The sequence below is a fragment of the Lactiplantibacillus daoliensis genome, assembly GCF_005405005.1.
GTDB classification, from domain to species: Bacteria; Bacillota; Bacilli; order Lactobacillales; family Lactobacillaceae; genus Lactiplantibacillus; species Lactiplantibacillus daoliensis.
In genome coordinates, this window is the sequence record NZ_BJDH01000008.1 from 16830 (window position 1) to 36566 (window position 19737).

At 45.1% G+C, this 19737-nt stretch carries 19 protein-coding genes; 4 read left to right on the forward strand and 15 right to left on the reverse strand.

Features of this window, described 5'->3' with window-relative positions; all coding sequences use genetic code 11:
• The first annotated feature begins 535 nt into the window (after positions 1-535).
• From FFM64_RS09735 to FFM64_RS09745, 3 genes are all read left to right on the forward strand, one after another.
• Positions 536-1183 (forward strand): LysM peptidoglycan-binding domain-containing protein, encoded by a 648-nt coding sequence (locus tag FFM64_RS09735; RefSeq protein WP_137607828.1) that lies wholly within the window; start codon positions 536-538, stop codon positions 1181-1183.
• Between the two features lie 89 nt (positions 1184-1272).
• Positions 1273-1701, forward strand: coding sequence for a nuclear transport factor 2 family protein (locus tag FFM64_RS09740; protein ID WP_137607829.1), 429 nt, complete (start codon positions 1273-1275; stop codon positions 1699-1701).
• 198 nt (positions 1702-1899) lie between these two features.
• Positions 1900-3714 (forward strand): UvrD-helicase domain-containing protein, encoded by a 1815-nt coding sequence (locus FFM64_RS09745; protein ID WP_137607830.1) that lies wholly within the window; start codon positions 1900-1902, stop codon positions 3712-3714.
• A gap of 643 nt (positions 3715-4357) precedes the next feature.
• Here FFM64_RS09745 and FFM64_RS09750 read toward each other — a convergent pair.
• Positions 4358-6796 carry a flavocytochrome c gene (locus tag FFM64_RS09750; RefSeq protein ID WP_137607831.1) on the reverse strand — a complete coding sequence of 813 codons (2439 nt, stop codon included), beginning with the start codon at positions 6794-6796 and terminating at the stop codon, positions 4358-4360.
• Entirely contained in the window at positions 6796-7416 is a 621-nt protein-coding gene (locus FFM64_RS09755; RefSeq protein WP_137607832.1) for an NADPH-dependent FMN reductase, read from the reverse strand. Before FFM64_RS09755 ends, FFM64_RS09750 begins: the two co-directional genes overlap by 1 nt.
• Positions 7417-7611: 195 nt before the next feature.
• Here FFM64_RS09755 and FFM64_RS09760 point away from each other — a divergent pair, with 195 nt between their 5' ends.
• Positions 7612-8565, forward strand: a complete 954-nt coding sequence (locus FFM64_RS09760) for a LysR family transcriptional regulator (protein WP_137607833.1) — start codon at positions 7612-7614, stop codon at positions 8563-8565.
• A gap of 57 nt (positions 8566-8622) precedes the next feature.
• Here the strand turns inward: FFM64_RS09760 and glmU are convergent, their stop codons facing one another.
• The 13 genes from glmU to FFM64_RS09825 form a co-directional block, all read right to left on the reverse strand.
• Entirely contained in the window at positions 8623-10005 is a 1383-nt protein-coding gene (gene glmU / locus FFM64_RS09765; RefSeq protein WP_137607834.1) for a bifunctional UDP-N-acetylglucosamine diphosphorylase/glucosamine-1-phosphate N-acetyltransferase GlmU, read from the reverse strand.
• Positions 10006-10074: 69 nt separating this feature from the next.
• A complete protein-coding gene (purR, locus tag FFM64_RS09770) occupies positions 10075-10911 on the reverse strand; it encodes a pur operon repressor (RefSeq protein ID WP_137607835.1) in 837 nt (278 codons plus the stop codon).
• A 223-nt stretch (positions 10912-11134) separates the two neighbouring features.
• A complete protein-coding gene (locus FFM64_RS09775) occupies positions 11135-11932 on the reverse strand; it encodes a metal ABC transporter permease (protein WP_137607836.1) in 798 nt (265 codons plus the stop codon).
• Positions 11925-12617: a metal ABC transporter ATP-binding protein gene (locus tag FFM64_RS09780; protein WP_137607837.1), complete on the reverse strand. Its 693-nt coding sequence runs from the start codon at positions 12615-12617 to the stop codon at positions 11925-11927. The genes FFM64_RS09775 and FFM64_RS09780 overlap by 8 nt, the downstream gene beginning before the upstream one ends.
• Positions 12618-12744: 127 nt before the next feature.
• Positions 12745-13593, reverse strand: coding sequence for a glycosyltransferase family 8 protein (locus FFM64_RS09785; protein ID WP_137607838.1), 849 nt, complete (start codon positions 13591-13593; stop codon positions 12745-12747).
• 19 nt (positions 13594-13612) lie between these two features.
• Positions 13613-14557, reverse strand: a complete 945-nt coding sequence (locus FFM64_RS09790; protein ID WP_137607839.1) for an alpha/beta hydrolase — start codon at positions 14555-14557, stop codon at positions 13613-13615.
• Between the two features lie 262 nt (positions 14558-14819).
• Complete coding sequence (ispE, locus tag FFM64_RS09795) at positions 14820-15686, reverse strand: 4-(cytidine 5'-diphospho)-2-C-methyl-D-erythritol kinase (RefSeq protein ID WP_137607840.1); 867 nt, start codon at positions 15684-15686, stop codon at positions 14820-14822.
• A 130-nt stretch (positions 15687-15816) separates the two neighbouring features.
• A complete protein-coding gene (locus FFM64_RS09800) occupies positions 15817-16068 on the reverse strand; it encodes a Veg family protein (RefSeq protein ID WP_137607841.1) in 252 nt (83 codons plus the stop codon).
• Between the two features lie 105 nt (positions 16069-16173).
• Entirely contained in the window at positions 16174-17061 is an 888-nt protein-coding gene (gene rsmA, locus FFM64_RS09805) for a 16S rRNA (adenine(1518)-N(6)/adenine(1519)-N(6))-dimethyltransferase RsmA (RefSeq protein WP_137607842.1), read from the reverse strand.
• Positions 17061-17624 (reverse strand): ribonuclease M5, encoded by a 564-nt coding sequence (gene rnmV, locus FFM64_RS09810; protein ID WP_137607843.1) that lies wholly within the window; start codon positions 17622-17624, stop codon positions 17061-17063. Before rnmV ends, rsmA begins: the two co-directional genes overlap by 1 nt.
• Entirely contained in the window at positions 17611-18387 is a 777-nt protein-coding gene (locus FFM64_RS09815) for a TatD family hydrolase (RefSeq protein WP_137607844.1), read from the reverse strand. The genes rnmV and FFM64_RS09815 overlap by 14 nt, the downstream gene beginning before the upstream one ends.
• A 654-nt stretch (positions 18388-19041) precedes the next feature.
• Positions 19042-19374, reverse strand: a complete 333-nt coding sequence (locus FFM64_RS09820) for a type II toxin-antitoxin system PemK/MazF family toxin (RefSeq protein WP_137607845.1) — start codon at positions 19372-19374, stop codon at positions 19042-19044.
• 50 nt (positions 19375-19424) lie between these two features.
• Positions 19425-19688, reverse strand: coding sequence for an AbrB/MazE/SpoVT family DNA-binding domain-containing protein (locus FFM64_RS09825; protein WP_137607846.1), 264 nt, complete (start codon positions 19686-19688; stop codon positions 19425-19427).
• Positions 19689-19737: the final 49 nt, after the last annotated feature.

Genomic DNA, 19737 nt, shown 5'->3' on the forward strand with positions numbered 1-19737 from the left:
AAATTGCGTCAGATTAGGCTAGAGGCGGGTATTTAGGGTTTTCGGCAGCCATATTACTTTAATATTAAAGTTTCGTGAGGTCGATTTCTAAGAAATATCGGTCTGACGGGCTTTATCGTGATAGCGCTAACTTAAATAAACCTTGAACCATGCCAGGACACCACTCACCGCAGTCCGTAAAATCAGCTGACAAACACGCCGTTCTCATTAACAGTGGGTTGAGTGCACTAATCGGGGCTAATCAATGTTAACAATCATGCCTGGCACCGATCACCTACGTCGCCTGCTTTGACACTGTCTGTAATATATCAATAATTTTATGGCAGCCTACTGCTATTCATGCTGGCTGCGGTTGACCGTAAACAATTTCGATTTAATCTGAGTCTCGCAGTATGACAGCTATTTCAAAATCATCACAACCGCAATATTTTACCGGATTTTCTTAAACAACCTGTCACTTTCCTGTAATAGTCTGCCACTACACTCGGTGTCGTTAATGTAACTCGTTTTGACATGCATGATAGGAGTGAGTCTTTTGAAAAAATTCATTAGTACCATCTTAACAGCTTCCACAGCGGCGGTTGGTTTACTAGTGGCTGGCGCCGTGACTGCGAACGCCGATACGACTTATACCGTCAAAGCCGGTGACTGTGTCTGGGCCATTTCACAAAAATACGGTTCGACCATTGCTGAAATTGAAACTGCCAACCAAATTCAAAACAATCTGATTTTTCCTGGTCAAGTCTTAACAATTCCTGGCGTCGACGGCTCGACAGCCGGGACTGATGCCCCTGCGGCAAGCACTTCAACGAATCAAGCTAAGCAGCCTACTCAAGAGTCAACGGTTGCGGTCACACCAGCAACAACGCCAACGGCATCCAATACACCAACACGTTCAGCGGTAGCGGCCGCCCCAGAGTCGTCAACGAGTGTTAGTTACACCGGTAACAACTTGCAAAGTTATGTTTTAACTCAGATGGCCACTCGAACTGGGGTCTCCGCGGGCACTTGGAACCACATTATTACCCGTGAATCCGGCTGGCAACCGCAGATTAAAAACAGCAGTAGCGGTGCCTATGGCTTATTTCAAAATATTCATATCAGTAGCGGCTCCGTTAATGCACAGGTGAACGCTGCTGTCGCACTCTACCGTGAGCAAGGGATGGGCGCTTGGGCACTTTAGTCAAACATAGTTCTCCACACTTGACTGTAACGTTACGGTATCCTTTATAGTAAAACCATCACGTTGTAGACAAGCAAAGGAGACTACCAATGAAAACAGAAAATGAGGCATTAACTAAAAAAATTATTAGCTTAGAAAAAGGCGCCTTGGATAAGTGGTTCAAAGGAGATACTTCTGGTTACTTGGATATTTGGTCAAAGGATAATTTTTCTTATTTCGACAGCTTTAAGGCCCAACGGATCGACGACTATGCTCAGATCAAACAATTCGTTTTAGCCAATGTTGAAGGAAAACTATTCGCAGATAGCTATAACTTTAAAGCCCCTCGTGTCCAAGCCAGTGAAGACATGGCCGTTTTGACCTACCAACTCTTTGCCGACACGTCTTTAAATGAGATGCGTTACAACTGTATTGAAGTTTACCAACGAGAAAACGATGCTTGGAAAGTGATCCACTCGACTTGGTCGTTCATTCGCCCAATGGACATGACCTTTGAGCCACACAAAACAATCGTTTAAGCGATTGTTCAGGAATTCAAACTTTCCCCAAAAATAAAGCACATTGCCGATTTTGGCAGTGTGCTTTTTAAGTCATCATTTAAGTTTGGAAGTGGTTGATTACCCTTTCCTCATAGTTATTATACCATGTTCACCAAGCTAAAAACAGACTAGTCATTTGCTAACAAGCGTGTAAACTAGAGGCTCGGAGGTGGTTAGATGCATCAATCAGCAGTGCAACACTTGCAGCAACTCTACCAACAATTAAGTCAGGACATCCCGATACTCACTCAGCAATTAGCCGAACTCGGGCAAACAGCACGCGACGTCAAACGCGATTTGAGCTCTGATGGACATTTAGACTTAGGCACTTATACTGAAACGCTGGATACTTTTGCCAGTATTGAAGCCAACAATCGTCAAATTGATACCCTCAATGCGCGTGCCCAAACTGCCGCAACCCGGTTAGCACATGCAAAGCTACTCTTACCACAAGCCTATTTTGCCAAAGTCAATCTGGCCTATGACAGTGACGAGGCCGAGGACTTTTATCTTGGTAAAGTCGGCTATTTGGATGCCGCTGGTAACGACTTAGTTTATGATTGGCGGGCACCCGTCGCGGATGTTTATTATGCCAATCGGATTGGTGCCACCAGCTATCAAGCTAATGGGCGCAAAATTCCGGTGACAGTGAACCAACGGCAACAATTTGTCATTGACCACGACCGGTTAATCCAAGCAGTTGACTCACAGATGGCCATTGGCGACCCGTTACTACTTGCCGTTTTAGCCGCTAATCGCAGTGGTGGCTTGCAGGAAATCACCGCCACGATTCAAACCGAACAAAATGCCATCATTCGTGAACAAGGCCATGCCGTCGTACTCGTGGATGGTGTCGCCGGTAGTGGCAAAACGTCCGTCTTGTTGCAACGAGTGGCCTATCAACTTTACCAGCATCGTCATGATTGGACCCCGGCAGATATGCTAATTATCACGCCTAATGTGGCCTTTAGTCGCTATATCCGTGGTGTGTTGCCAGCATTAGGCGAAGCCGAACCACTGAGCACCACTTATCTGAATTTGATCCAAGCCTTAGGACGCCGTTTCGGTTTAGCAATCTCCTCGCTGGCGGACAACCACCTCAGTGTTTTGGCAGATTTAATTCAAGCACCACATCCAGCTGTCCCAAAGGGTTTAACACCCCAAGCATATAACCAAACAAAACCCACTGATTCTTTTATCAAACGCATGCAACACGCCTGGCGCTGGCTACAAGCGACCGATCAAACGCCAAGTGATGCCAGCCAGTGGCTAGACTGGTCGGCATTAGCAAAAAGTTGGTCACTAGCCACTTTAACGCCTTATGACCAACTGTATTTACTCGTACAGATCACTGCCTACACGCAGACAACTACGGCCGCGCTATTCGTTGATGAAGCTCAAGATTACGATGCCGATGTTTGGTTATTACTCGCCGCGGTCTTTAAAAAATCACAGCTCACGCTCGTCGGTGATCACCGGCAACGTTTAATGGGGTCTGCACCGCAACTTAGCGCCTTCTTTGATCAGCATCAGACCATCAACTTAAAATTAACGACTAGTTACCGGGCAACCGGTGCGATTACCAGTTATTTTTCACAATTTGCTGGTGATTGGACGACCGCGATTCAAGCTGTTCAGCCACAAGGGATAACGCCTAATCATGTTCCAGCAATTGATTGGGCAAGCTTTCAAACAGCTACCAATCTACCTGCTGGTCAAAGCTTGGCAATCATTACGCCAACAGATGCCGAAGCAATTCAGTTAGCTAAACATTTTTCAAACGCGCACTTACTCACCGCTACTGATCGACAAACCGTTCAGACTGGGATTAATCTTTTGTCGCTCTCCGTAGCGAAGGGATTAGAGTTTGATCAAGTAATCGTGACAGGCTGGGAAAGTGCGTTCTACCAAGACAGTCGATTCGGTCAAAACCGCCGTTACGTCGCGGCATCACGTGGCACCAAAGCATTAACTTTGGTTGAGTCACTCTAGCCAACCTTGCAGATAATTATTAATCAACTAAAGGTTGGCAGTTAAAAATTGCCATTTTGCACGACTGCGTCAACAACCAGATAATGAAAACTAGTCGCTCACTGCCGCTTCCGGTTGTTGCTGATAACATGCGGACGAGGGGATCGGTTCAAGCCTCAGGAACGTCTTGAACCTCGCCCGGAAGCCTTGCCCAAACCGCAAATCTCCCGACCCGTCCGTGGTGTAAGGCCGGCAAAAAAGCGCCGGTCAAACGCCACCTGCACGTCCGATACTATCAGCAACGACCTCCAGCTAATCAGTGATTCTTTCTTATAGATCTGTTAGTTACACTTAGCGGAGCAGTCAAAATCGGTGTGCAGTGTCGGTAAGATTAGTCGGCGTTCTTAGCTGACTAGTCTTACGGGGCAATTCAAAGACGTGATTTATCGGCTTTGAATTGAGGTGCTAGACCGTACTGTGGCTGGCGCCGTCCCCCACAGCACACCAATTTTGACTGACGGAGCGCTAAATTTAGGTGAGTCGTTACTGGTACCGCGACATTTTTGACCCTTTCAATTTTTGCTCAAACAATCAAAAAAACGCTGAACCAGTTTGCAAATTGCAAATCGGTTCAGCGCTTTTAACTATTATCAAAATAAACTGATTAGAACTCAGCTACCGTTAACTCATCTTCCAAGGCATTAGCCGCCGCAATGCGACCAAAGGTAAAGATGTCGGCCAAAGAGTTCCCGCCTAAACGGTTCCCAGCGTGAATCCCGCCGGCGACTTCACCAGCCGCATACAGGCCATCAATTGGGGTGCCATCAGTATTGAGTACATGCGCACCCGTATCAATTTTCAAACCACCCATCGTATGATGAGTCGCCGGCTTCCGTGGCGTTGCATAAAACGGTGCGACTGCCACCTTCAAGTCAAACGCATTTTTGTGGAACTCTGGGTCTTCACCCGCATCCACATATGAATTATAGTCATTGACCGTCTTCGTCAAAACAGCTGGATCCATGTCCAATTGTTTAGCCAAGTCGGCTAGCGTATCTGCACGGAATAACGTCCCCGCAGCAACTTGTTGATCAATTTTAGCTTGTGACGTATTGTAGGCGGTCGCCTTAATCGCGTCATCCGCAATCAAATAGAACAGACTCCCATTATCAATCGCGGCTTGCGTCAACTCATCACGACTCCCATATTCATTCACAAACCGTTTTCCAGCTTGATTCACCATCACATAGTTCTGTGGTGGGACTTGGAGACCACTGAACAGTTCACCCGTATCTGGATCAGATACCGGCATCATCTGTGAGAAGCCCATCCCAACTAAGTCAGCACCAACACTCGTTCCCAGACGAATGCCGTCACCAGTCATCGCTGGTGAGTTAGTCGTTTGAATATCATCATCAATCGCGGTCCAGTACGTGTTGTACTCTTGTAACATCTTCGTGTTGGCTGCAAACCCACCAGAGGCTAGGATAACCGCTTTGGCGTGAACGACAACCTTTTCGTGTTTCGGTCCTTCGGCAATTAACCCATCAACTTTGCCATCCGTAGTCGTTAACGACTTAACCGCTGTTTCGGTCATAATGCGACCACCGTGTTTCGTCACAAATGGTTGTAAGGCCTTAATATACGCGAAGCCAAGGTCACCCATTGGTTTGTGACCCCGTCGCCAAATGGCCCCAACCGGCATCGTGACTTGTGATTTATCAAAATTGACACCAATTTTTTCAAGCCACTTGACGGATTCTAGCGCATGGTCAGTTAAAACTTTGACCAAGTCATATTGTCCATAAATCTTATGTCCATTCAAATCCGTCCGCTTACCACCCAAATAAGTTTGAATCCGGTGTAATAAGGTCGAATCGAATAAGTAGCCGCGTTGATCTTCATTTTCAGTGAGATAAGCCTTGATCTGCGTCTTCAAAGCTCGGAAATCTGGCAAATAGTCCGCATCAATCGTCGCTTCATCAATTTCAGTAATCTCTTTTAAGGTGTGTTTTTCACCAGGAATTGCGTCAAATTGGTGTTGCCAATCAGGATCAGCCGCATTCATGGGACCACCTGCCCGGACGGTATTCCCACCAACTGCGGGGAATTTTTCCAATACCAGGACGTTTCGCCCGGCTTGTAAAACCTTAGCGGCGGCGGTTAACCCGGCACCACCCGCACCGACAACCACAATATCCGTGGTAATATCCGTGACACTGGCTTGTGGCTTCGCAGCGTTTTGGCGCCGTTTCTTCAACTCATCGGGATTCGCACCGGCTTGTTTGACCGCTTGCGCGACCCCGTTGATGACACCATTACTCGTCATTGAAGCACCAGAAATTGCATCGACCGCCAACGTCTGACCGTCAATAATTTCTTGAGGAATTCGCTTAAATGCCACATCAGCGATCCCCTTCGTTTCCGAAGAAGTGTCAATGTTGATGGCTTCAATTCGATCATCCGAAAGTGTGACTGACATTGGTAAGTCACCGTTATGACCAGTGGCGACAACGTCATAAGTCCCAGGTTGATATTTCACTTCTGCTGGTGCCGCCATGGCTGACACAATCGTCGTGAACTTCATGAACTTAGCAAAACAACTATCTAAAAAGTCAATTGTGCCGGCCGACTTCAAGTTGCCTTGCTCATCAAAAGCTGTTTGAGCACGCCCTAATAAAAATTCAGAACCAGGCATCACGCTCGCGTTGACCCCTGGTGCATCTAGGACTTGGCGTAAATGCAATTGTGCTCGTGATGAACCTTGAACACTGTACGATGCCCCGACAATCATCACGGGTTTGCCGTCGAGCGGATGTAGTTTAAATGATAACCATTCGATAATGCTCTTGAGGGCTGACGGAATAGAATGATTATGTTCTGGCGTCGCAATAATGACACCATCCGCAGCTTCAATTTTTTGTACAAATTCTTGAATGACGGGACTTTCTGACTGATCATCAGATTCGTCAAATAGTGGCACCGCCGCTAATTCCAAGATTTCAATATCGGCCTTGTCCGCAAAATGCTTTTGCATGAAGGTCAACAAGTCACGATTATATGATTTTTTCGCATTTGTTCCCACAATTCCGATAAATTTCATTAGAGATCCCTCCCATTCGCAACTTGACTCCAAGAAAATTGTTGGTTCTTCTCGACAAATTTATTCGCTGGCGTGATTTTAGCTGTTAAGTCCACAAAAGCCGTAAAGGCCGTGAAATCATCATCCAGTTCGGCCGCTTTAGTGGCGTCTTTTAAGTTCCCATCCTCGTCAAATGCTTGTAAAGAATGACCTAACAAGTATTCTACGTTCGGCATGACGAGTGCTTTTAATTCCGGTGCCTCCAAAATCTGTCGCAAATGTGCTTGAGCCCGTGAAGTTCCAAGGGAGCCATTGGATGCCCCCACGATCATGACCGGTTTGCTAATTAATGGGCGCGTCGTGTATGACAGCCATTCAATTGCGCTTTTCAACACCGCTGGGATGGAGTGATCATACTCTGGCGTGGCAAAAATGACCCCATCAGCGGCCGCAATCTGATCAGATAACGCCTGAACCACAGCGGGAGCCGTCCGATCTTCCGGCTCATTAAAGGCCGGCAAATCTTTAATTTCAGCAATTTCAATGGTAGCTTGACTGGCAAAGTGCCGTTTCATATATTGCAATAGTTGTCGATTGGTCGAGCTAGTCGCGTTCGTCCCAACAATTCCGACTAATTTCATCAGTGAACATCCTCTCAAAATCGTGATTATTTACTAAAATCATTATTGTTAAATCGTTATATTGGCTTAAACTTGTGCCATAATAGCACTAACACTCCTAATGAACTTTATTCTAGGGGATTTTCGAAAGTTTGTGAAATATTTATTTAACTATGGTCTCATAACAAAATAACTATCATGATTGGAGGCCTACTGATGCCCAAGACAGACTCAACGAATTTGTTACAATTTATCGACGTCCTACTGAAACATGGAAACTTTACACGGGCAGCCAAAGATCTATACATCTCACAACCTTATCTCACACAGACTATTAAAAGTGTCGAGGCAGAACTTGGGGTTACAATTATTGATCGCGAAGCGTCCCCATTAAAGCTCACGCCAGCTGGTCGACTCTATTATCAGTACTTGACGACTTTAGAAAACCAAAAAGATCAGTTTCGTCAACAATTACATCAATTTACCGCCCCAGCGCATCAGACGATTCGTATCGGGATCTTATCTAGCTTGGGCTATTATTTATTGCCCTTATTCCTGCCCGCCTATGCGCAAGTCCACCCAGAGGTTAAGGTCAATCTAACAGAAGACATCTCGGAACGAAATGAGCAGCGCCTCTTACACGGTGAATTAGATTTTCTGATTGGCCAAAATCCTGAAACGGTGGCACCTGGTTTGACGACTCACGAACGCGGCAAAGACGGTTATTATGCGGTGATTCCTAAAACTTCAAAGTTTTATCAGCCCCATCAGGACTTCATCAATCCCGGCACTATCGATATCGAAGCCTTACTACATGAAAAGTTAGTTCTCTCGCCACGTGGGTCTTCAATTCGTCGCCAAGTGGATTATTTGTTACAAAAATACCATGTCACACCAGAAATTGCCGTAGAGAGTACCAATACTTTCACAATTGCCAAGCTAGCCGAAAAGGGACTTGGGATCACATTCTTGCCGGACAGTGTCTACAGTCAACCGGATGGCGAGGCTTATAATCTCTATCCATTGCCAGCAAGTCTTTTATCCTTAAATTACTTCATTGCATTTGCAAGCACCCAGAGCCTGAGCCAAAACGAACAAGACCTCGTGACGATTTTTCTCACCAATCTTGAAGCTAGTTTGGCGGACCTGGCCTCCTTGTCACCTGAATAGCAAAAAAATACCAATCAAATCCGCTAAGGAATCTGATTGGTATTTTAATAAATTCAATTACATATTTTCTGGTTCATGTGGAACCCGTTTCCAAAAGTCCGGTTTGTTGGTTTGCCGAGCTCTGGCGATACCCATTTCATGGAACTTAATATCATCCGTAATCGTTGATCCAGCGGCAATGAAGGAATGATCCGACACTTCAACTGGTGCAATAATATTGGAGTTGCTTCCAACAAAGGCAGAATCGCCAACGTTGGTATGGTGCTTGTTCACGCCGTCATAGTTGACGAAAACGACCCCACAACCAACATTGATGTCTTTGCCTAAGGTTGCGTCACCCACATAGGTTAGATGACCGACCTTCGTACGGGCACCAATTTGCGCCTTCTTGACTTCAACAAAGTTACCCAAGTGCACGTGTTCGCCAATTTCAGCTTGTGGCCGTAAATGACTGTAAGGGCCGATATTACTATCCGCATGCATGATTGAGTCTTCTAAGACTGACGAAGTGACCGTGACCCGATCTTCAATCGTCATATCCCGAATTTCAGAATGCGCACCAATGAAGCAATCCTCACCGATCGTCGTGTTCCCTTTAATTAATACGCCAGGTTCAATGATCGTATCCGCACCAATTTTAACACCGGCATCAATGTAAGTCGCTTCGGGATCAATAATTGAAACGCCATCGGCCATATGGGCTTCATTGATCCGCTTTTGCATGACCTTAGTCGCTTGTGCCAAAGCTACGCGCGTGTTAACACCCATTGACTCGTCAAAATCAGACATCCGATAAGCGGCAACAATATCGCCTTGGTCCTTCATAATCTGAATGACATCCGTCAGATAATATTCACCTTGGGCGTTATCATTCGTCACTTGATGTAAGGCTGCGAACAACTTCTTGTTGTCGAAGCAGTAAACACCCGTGTTGATTTCATGGATATCTTGTTCTTCTTTAGTGGCATCTTTTTGTTCGACAATTTTTTCAACAATCCCTAAATGGTTACGAACCACGCGGCCATAGCCTTGAGGATTGGGTGCTTCGGACGTTAAAACCGTCCCAGCGGCCTTTTTAGCGTGATGATATTCAAATAATTCTTGGAAGGTTTCAGCACGGAACAATGGCGTGTCGCCACTGACAATCAAAGTCATCCCATCTTCATCTTTCAAAAGTGGTTCGGCTTGTAAAATCGCATGCCCCGTCCCTAATTGTTCTGTTTGGACCGCATATTTCGTCCGGTCGCCTAACGCGGCTTCGACATCTTTGGCGCCGTGACCAACGACCGTCACAATATTGTCCATATCCGTGGCTTCGACTTGAGTCAACACGTGGTCGACCATCGACTTGCCGCAAACTTGGTGCAAAACTTTGACTAACTTGGATTTCATCCGGGTCCCTTTACCAGCGGCCATGATGATTGCATTTTTGGTTGTCATTACAAAATTTCTCCTTAGTCTTCAGATGAGTTAATCATACCAAAAAATTGGTATAGTTAACATGGCGACTTAAACTTCCGCGCCAAATACCGTTTCTAAATAGTTACCGGGAACAACCTTGATTGCTTTTTCGCTATCATTGACATTCGTGACCCGTAAGAGAGAGGTATAATCGTCAATCAGGCGGTTACCGCTAAACGCCGCTTCCGCAAAGACCGTAATCCCAATCAAGTTGGCATCGAATTCTTCAATCAAGGTCTTCATCCCGTTAATGGTACCGCCGCCCTTCATGAAATCATCCACGATCAAGACATTGGCGCCTTCAGTCAAACTCCGCTTAGACAGCTCCATCTTTTTAATTCGTTCGGAAGAACCAGAGACATAGTTCACACTAACCGTTGAGCCTTCGGTGATCTTTGAATCATTCCGGACGATTACAAAGGGCACATTCAAATAGGCAGCAACGCTTTGTGCAATTGGAATTCCTTTAGTCGCAACCGTCATCACCGCGTCAATCTTTTGGTTCAAGTATTGCGTCGCAATCACCCGACCCACTTGACGTAAAATTTCCGGTTGTCCTAAAATATCGGAAAGGTAAATATACCCACCAGGCAAGACCCGGCTCTTATCAGCGACTTTATCCGTCATTTCATCGATAAATTCTTGGGCTTCTTCTTTTAAGATATATGGGATAAAACGGGCCCCACCGGCTGCACCTGGAATCGTTTCCAAAATCCCAGTTCCCCGCATTTGAAAGGTCCGCTTCAAAATCGTCAAATCTTCACTGATTGAAGACTTTGCCGATTCATAGCGCTTTGCAAAAAATGTTAGTGAAACTAATGTATGTGGCCTTTCTAATAAATAGCGCGTCATATCAATTAAACGTTCGCTTCTACGTACTTTCATGTTTCCACCTCAACCTAAATCTTCATTTTTAAAGTCTATGCAAAATGATAACACAAACGTTCGGAAATTAGGTAGTCTTTTAGCATATTTTTACGAAACAATCGGAATTTCTTAATAATATTGTTTAAATGATGAAATTATCAGTCATTTACAACGGAATTTGAGAACAATAAAAGCACTAATCGATTTTGATTAGTGCTTAATATATCAGCATAATGAAAATTTAGCTTCCGACCCGTAACCGTTGAAACCCAAGTGCGGCTAAATAGAAGAGACATTCGATGGAAGCAATGAAAAAACTGACTGGCAAATTGGTAACATAACTCAAATACAAGCCCAACCAGACCCCAATCAAAGCAAAACCAATCGATAAGCCAATCATTTTGCTAACGGTGTGCACAAAATAGCGGGCAGCGGCAGCCGGTAGTGTCAACAAAATAAAAATCAGTAGCGACCCGACGATTTGCGCCGCAACACTGACACTCATCGCCACTAAAACCAAGAAAATCACCGAAATACCAGTCGTCCATAAACCACTGACTCTGGCACCAATCGCGTCAAACGAGTCAAACTTTAATGGCCGATATAGCCCTAACATGACTAGAATCACGATGCCAGAGAGCACCGCCACGCGAATCACATCTGCATGGGCAATCCCAATCACACTCCCAAATAAGATGCTGGTCGCATAGCTCGACGTTTGATTTGACAAGGATAAGAATAAAATTCCCAACCCAATGAACAACGCTGAAATGGCCGAAATTGAAGCCTCGCGCCGGGATTGCTTGACACTCATCTGACCGACAATCACCGAACTGACCACGGTGAAAATCAACATTCCAGTTAACGCCGTCCAGCCCATAAAAATTCCAAAGGCGGCTCCGGCAAACCCAATTTCAGACAATGTGTGGGTCAAGAAAGATAAATTTCGGGCAATCACGAAGACCCCAATCGTCCCACAGATAATCGCAATGAAGGTCCCCGCTAAATACGCATTTTGCATAAAGGCTAAACTAAACATTGGTGGCCTCCTTCAACTGCTCAACCGACATATCAGCCATATTCCCAAACTGTTGCTGTCCCGGACGTAATGCCAGGTAATGGGTCGCATATTTTTTGGCCAAAGGTAAATCGTGGGTCACAAAGAAGACCGTAATATTGCTCGTTTGATTCAAATTCTGAACCAAGTCTAACAACTCATATTTCATTTCATTATCTAAACTGGCCGTCGATTCATCTAGAATCAACAATTGTGGTTCTTGCACAATCGCTTGTGCTAAATAGGCCCGTTGTTTTTCCCCACCAGAAGCCATTCCCAGTGGTCGTTGCTTGATTTTTTTAACGTTCGTGACTGCCATCGCGGTTTGAACCTGGCGATGCTCGGCCTTAGTAAGCCAAGGCAACCAGCCCCGAATATTTAAGCCCACAAAGTCCTCGACAGTCAAAGGATACTCTTGGTCCAAATTTCGAAATTGTGGCACATAGCCGATTTTTATTGCTTTACGATTTGGATAGTACTTAATTTGACCGGTCGATGGCTTGACTAAGCCTAATAACGCGCGAATCAAAGTCGTTTTGCCGACGCCGTTTTCACCGATGACTGTCAAAAAATCCCCTTGCTCAATCTTAAAATTCAAGTCCTTAAAGACTTGATTATTGGGAAAGGCAATTCCCAGATGCTGGACGGCAAGTAAAGGTTCCGTCATATGTTTGCCTCCATCTCTCTCAAATAAAAGTAAATAGTAATGATTACTGTTTTAGTTTACCGGAAATAGGCAATTTGTCAATAGGCGCAAAAAAACGCATCTCCAAAATCGAGACACGTTCTCACTTTTATTCCGCCACGGAGGCAAGGGTTGTCTCCCAGCGTTTTAATTGTTGTTGATAATTCAAAAATAGCCCAGTAAACTTACCATCACTCTTAACGTCCCAAGGCTTCGGCGTCCCACAGTAATGCAAAATCACCGTTTGCGCCATTACCCAATGAATATCATGTTCTGTCAGGGTTCGCGTCTGATAGACCAAGTACTTGCGCGTATCGTAATTCCAAACTTCTTCAGGAATCTCCAAAATATCAGGACCATACAAAAAGTTTAAAATATCTTGATCCGGTAAAATCAATGTTGAGCTGTATTTCTCGATTGCTTCGGTGATGTCGGCTAACTTAATCTTTTCACGGGCTTGGTCAACATCAATCACCAAGACACCGGAATTAAAATAACTCGTTGTTGTCCCTAATCGTAACTGATTGACGTTATCCACAAGCTTAGTCATACCACGATGGGCTGCGGCAGCCAGCATCTTCCCCTGCAAGTCTAACTCCCATAGTGGCCGAATTGCGTTAATGACTAAAATATCTGGATCTAAATAGATCACCCGTTTCACAGTTGCCGGCAAAATCTGACCGCACAATAACCGGAAATACATTTCTTGTGGGTACCGTTCAATCAGTGGTGTCTGCGCCACGAATTCCGCCGTAACGTGTTCATTATGCAAGTGCCAGCCAAACTGATCCGTTAATTGTTGAACTTCTGCGACTTGCGCCGCCGTCATGCTGGCATGTACTAACCAAATGCTGAATGTCTCTTTGGGATTATTAGCATGCAGCGACCATAGCATCACCTTTAACGGTGGTAAATAACCTGCATTTAACGTCACTAACACATTAATTTCATCAGCCATCTTTAACACCTCAGTTAACTTATTTTAAACCCACTTGTTCGGTCAAAAATTCACTCACTACGGCCTGATACCGGTCTGGATGGGTCCGAATCGCCTGAACATGTTCTGCTTCCGGATCAATGTAGAGTCCTTTTTGTTGCGGCAATTGATCATACAGCAGGTGAGCATTGCTTACTGGTACGGTTTGATCCCGTGAACCATGAATCAATAAAATCGGTAAGCCGCTAGTCGCAACCTGTTTCAAAATGTGACCATCGGTAAACGCATAGCCGGCACTGTTGCGCGCAATTTGATTCGCCATGGGCATAATCGGGTAGGCTGGCAAATGAAACTTATGTGTCAGTCGAAATTTAGCCTCCGCGTATAAATCAGCATAACCACTATCTTCAATAATTGCTTTGACATTACTTGGAAGCGGTTCACCACTATTTGCCATGACCGTCGCCGCCCCCATTGAAATCCCCATCAACACAATTTCCAGGTCAGCCCCCAACTCATTGATGGCCGTGACAACCCAACGTTCGTAATCTAACCGATCTAGCCAGCCATACCCAATCGTATGGCCTTCACTGTCGCCAAAAGCTCGGGCATCCGGTAACAATACATCGTAGCCCAAACTCATAAAGATACGGGCATATGGAATCATTTGCTCGCGCGAATGGCCCAAGCCATGTGCCAAAATTGCTAAACGCCCCACCGTATGAGGGTTAGGAATGTAAGTTGCAACTAGGTTCAGCCCATCAAACGTCTGCATAAACCACTGTTCCTTAGGTTGTTTTTCATACCAAAAGTTTTCAATTTCCGTATTTTCTGACCGCGATAACGCTTGCCCCTGCTTTTTTTGCGCATCACTAACATGCATGGCCACTTTATAGGCAATTGCGCCGCCGAGTAACGAACCAGCAGCGGTTGTGGTCCCCACGGCTCCTGCTAACGTCAGGCCCAGTTTAGTTGTTGCTTTCATCGTAACCACCTCATTTCTGTCTTTATTTAACCATAAATCCGCTTACTTGTGCATGATTTACCATTAATTTAGACGAAACTCAAAAAACAAACAGACACAAAAAAAGCTTGGATTTTCGCTCCAAGCTGACTTAATTTTAGTTCTGAGTTAGTGTCTAAAGGTTGAACCGGTCCCTCGTTCGCATGCTATCAGTAACAACCGGAAGCGTTAATATTAACCTGATTTTCGTCATTCAGGAATAACAATGCCAGCAATAATCTGATTACCGGTCAATCAAATTCACCGGTCGCACTAAATAGACTTCCTTACAAAAACCTTTTAGTGAATTATAAACACGTTGTGCGCGGGATTGCTTCCGACAGACGCCAAACACCGTCGGACCAGTCCCACTCATCTGTGCCGCATCTGCGCCAAAGGTCAATAATTGCTGCTTAATCTGCGTGATTTCTGGATAACGTTTAGCAGTGATGGTTTCCAACACATTTCCCATATTTGGAAAAATCTCGTTTGGTTCTTGGTCCTGAATACCGGTCAATAGCCCATCAATATTTGGATGGGCCGTTAACTGCCGATAATCTACTTGACGCAAAATATTCGGCGTTGAAACACTAATCTTCGGTTTGGCCAATATAATCCACATTGGTGGTAACTTGGGGAGTGGCCGAACTAACTCCCCTTTACCCGTCACGTGTGCCGTTTGGCTGTATACACAGTAAGGCACATCGGAATCAATTTTCAGTCCGAGCTTCGCTAAAGTGGCTAAATCCAAATTCAGCTCCCAAAGGCGATTCAAACCGCGCAAGACTGCGGCAGCATCGGAGGAACCGCCACCTAGTCCGGCTGCGACTGGAATTGATTTTTTAATCTTAATTCGGACACCGCTTTGAATATGGTATTGGCGTTTCAACAAACTGACTGCCTGAAAAGCCAAATTGCGCCGGTCATTTGGCAAAAAGCCACTATCGGTCGCGACTTCGATTCGATTTGTCCGCAACGTTTCTATCTGAACGTAGTCGGCCAAATCGACTGAAGTCATAACCATATTCCATTCTTTATCCCCGTTTTGATGTTCAAACAAGGTATCAAGCCCTAAATTAATTTTAGCTGGCGCTTTTTCCACGATCTGCACGCGTCTCACCCTCTTTATATCCCCGCAATAACTTGGGTCGTTTTAACTTTGACTATAATTATACTAATTAAAGGGCAAAATAAAAAGACCTTGCTGGGGGTCTTAATATCGAGAGTTCGCACAAGGCGAATTAAGCTTCGGTTGTTTCATCTTCAAAGGCGATTTGAACGTTTTTCGTTAACACGTCTGTGTAACTGTATGAGACCCGTTCAAAAGCGTTTTCTTGTTGGTCTAAATCAACGACAAATACAGAACGGTACGTTTCTTTTAAGATACCATGACGTTCAGTGGTCTTTTTACGGCCCGCTTGGGCAACAACTTTCATCCGTTGTCCGATGCGAGCGTCAAGCTTATCTTTAATTGCAGCTAGTGAAATTGGCATTCAGAAACCTCCTCATGTGAAACAACTATACTAGCTTTTCACAGAAAAGTCAATATTATATCACAAGGTTTTCCAATGTGCAACAATTTTATAAGTCCGCTGATATTAGAGTAATTTTGAGTCGTGTAACGCATCTGTTAACGTGATGAATTCATCGACAGACAGCCGTTCAGCACGAATTCGTGGATCAATTCCAGCCGCATCCAAGCCCATCTGAATCGCATTTTTTGTTTCCGGTTCTTTACCAAATAAACTCTGTAAATTATTCCATAAATTTTTTCGGCGATGCGCAAAACCAGCTTTAACGACTTTAAAGAAGGCCGCCTCAGCAAATGGCACATGGGTCCGTGGTGGTAAAGCTGTCAACTTAACAATGGCCGAATCCACATTTGGCGATGGGACAAAGACCGTTCGGGGAACGATCATTGCTAATTCAGCTGCCATCCGATATTGAACAGCAATCGTCAACGCACCATAAGCTTTGGTCCCAGGTTCAGCGGCTAATCGGTCGGCCACTTCTTTTTGCATCATAACCACAATGTTTTCAAACTTAATCGGCCCCGACAAAACGCCCATTAAGATCGGCGTGGTAATGTAATAAGGCAAATTGGCCACTAGTTTTAACGGATGATCCGCGTCTAAGTGGGCTGCAATCATCGCTGGCAAGTCCGTTTTCAGAATATCTTGATTGATGATTTCAACGTTGTCATAATCCGCCAACGTTTCATCCAAGATTGGTAATAGACGATCATCAATTTCAAAGGCTAAAACTTGATGTGCAGCCCGAGCCAAATATTCAGTTAGTGCCCCAATCCCAGGGCCAATTTCAATCACGTTGTCATTCTGGCTAATATCCGCCGTAAAAACGATGTTGTGTAAGACATTGGGATCCGTCAAAAAGTTCTGACCAAGGCTCTTCTTCACTCTTAAGCCATAGGCATTCATAATCGCCTGGGTACGGGCGGGATTTGCAATATCGATTTCTTTACTCATTAGTTCTCCTCAAGGTTGATTTGGTCGACCGCCTGCCAAAAATCATCAGGCTGGACTTGGAATAGTTGGAGCCGTTTCGGTAACTGCTTACCATTAACATAGCCGATTTTCAATAACTCACCGAGTTGCTCACGGCGTTGACGGGCGGCGGGACCGGCTAATAGACCAGCCTTAATTAAGTCGGATTGACTAATTAAGGTCTGTGGTTCACTCAAATTTTCAGTGTATAAATGGGCTAACGCCGTCCGAATTGCTTCTGGGCTAGCGTGTTCAACCCCCAAACTACCACCCGCTTTAGTCGGCACGCCGGCTTTTCGAGGTAGAAAGGCATGTTTGACGCCAGGTACCGCCGCTGAAATAATTCGGCGAATCCGTTCACCGGAAAAGTCCGGATCGGTAAACACGATGACACCGCGTGAAGCTTGTAAGGCTTTAATTTGAGCCACCGTTTCGTCTGAGACAGCCGAGCCATTGGTCTCAATCGTATCAGCATTCACAGCTAAGGCTAACCGTTTGGTGTCATCCTTACCTTCGACGACAATTACTTCTTTAATCTTCTTCAATCTTAAATAAGTCCTCTGCATTTTGAGTAGTTTGTGCCGCAATCTCGTCGGGTGTTGTCTCACGCAATCTTGCGACCGCTTCAACGACATAACGGGTAAACCCAGGTTCATTTTGCTTACCACGATATGGTTCCGGCGTGAGATAAGGCGCATCCGTTTCAACCAGCAAGCTCTCGGCTGGCGTTTGTTTGACCGATTCATGAACGTCATCAGCATGCTTAAACGACGCTACGCCGCTGTATGAAATATGCATACCTAGGTCTAAGAACCGTTTCAGCCATTCAGGATCACCATTAAAACTGTGCATGACCCCACCGGTATCACGAATATCGGCAGCCTTTAAAATCTTGTACGTGTCTTCAAAGGCATCTCGATTATGCACAGAAATTGGTAGCTGCATGTCTTTAGCAATCGCCACTTGACGGGCAAAAATCTTGCGCTGGGTCTCCCGTGGCGAGGTATCCCAATGGTAATCTAAGCCAATCTCACCTAGCGCAACAACTTTCGGCTTTTGGAGTTGGGCAATCAGTAGTTTTTCTGCTGCCGCATCATAATTTTTAGAATCTTCTGGGTGCCAGCCAACAATCGCGACCAATTCTGGATAAGTTTCAGCCAGCTTGATGGCATCGGCGTTCAATTGCGTATTGGAACCAACAATTGCCATCCGCACCACGTCCAAAGCCTTGGCCTGCGCTAAATACTTTGGCACGTCATTAATAAACGCTTCATCATTTAAATGGGTATGGGAATCAAAAATTCGCACGACCGTAACCCCTTTTCAATTTTGACATTCAATTTGTAATCATAGTTGATTTTAACATGTTGCGCAAGCTGGACCAAAAGCTCATCGGTTTAAGATCTAATCTAAAGAAAGACTCAAAAACATCACAAATGTCCCAGTATCAGTAACCGGCACATCTTAAAGTAGACTTGCAAAACTCAGCGCTCCGTCAATCAAAATCAGTGTGCTGTGGGGGGACGGAGCCAGCCAAAGTACGGTCTGGCGCCTCACTTCAAAGCCGAAAAACCACGTCTTTGAAGTGCCCCGCAAGATTAGTCAGCTGAAAACGCCGACTAATCTTGCTGACACTGCACACCGATTTCGACTGACTCCGCTAAGTGTAACTAACAGATTTATAAAAAGAACCACTGATTAGCTTGGAGGTTGTTGCTGATAACATCGGACGTGCAGGTGGCGTTTGACCGGCGTTCCTTTTGCCGGCCTTACACGGACAGTTCGAGAGATTTGCGGTCTTGGCAAAGCTACAAGACGTTTCTGAGGCTTGAACTGGTCCCTCGTCCGTATCAGCCGGAAGCGGCAGTAATCGACTAGTCTTCACCGCCTGTTTATTGACGTAGTGGTGCAGACCGGCAATTTTTAACTTTCAACCTTAAGATCTAATAACTACTTGCACAACTAAAGCGATTCCGCTAATAGTTCTAGTGCTAGGTCAACTTTATCCTGTGGACATTTTTCAATATAGGTAAATTCACGTGCGTTCAAATCAACCGTCCGAATGTGCTCAGTTAGAATACTACCAGTGGTTTTGGTACGACCATCTAGTGGGATATGGAGCGGGAAAGTTTGCTCACGATTAGAAATAGGTAAAACTCGCGTCAACCGAGAAACTCGATAAAAATCAGGATTTGAGATGACGACTGCTGGCCGGAATCCAACCTGTTCATGCCCCATTGACGGACTAAAATTCAACTTAATAATGGCCCCTTGTGGTATCGATACTAATCGCATTTGACGCACTCCTTATTTGATATTTCGGTACGCTCAGTCCTGCTAAAAGCTTAAAATTTTTCCTTACCGACAGATGCGCCCCAGTCATATTCTTCAGGAGCATTCTGCTGCCAATAAGCATCCAAATCAAAGTCATCAAATCGTTGCATTAATTTTGATTTAGGTTGCCCTGGCACGATAATAATTTTTCCATCCTCAACAGATACCTGCACTGGTGAGTTGATTGGATCAACCAGACCAACCTCCTTTAAGAGAGATTTTTGTAGTCTAACTCCCTGAGAGTTTCCTAATTTAACAATTTTTGTGGATACCATCTTTTTCACCTCATCTAAAACCTAGTCTGTAATTTCTCGCCAACTAATC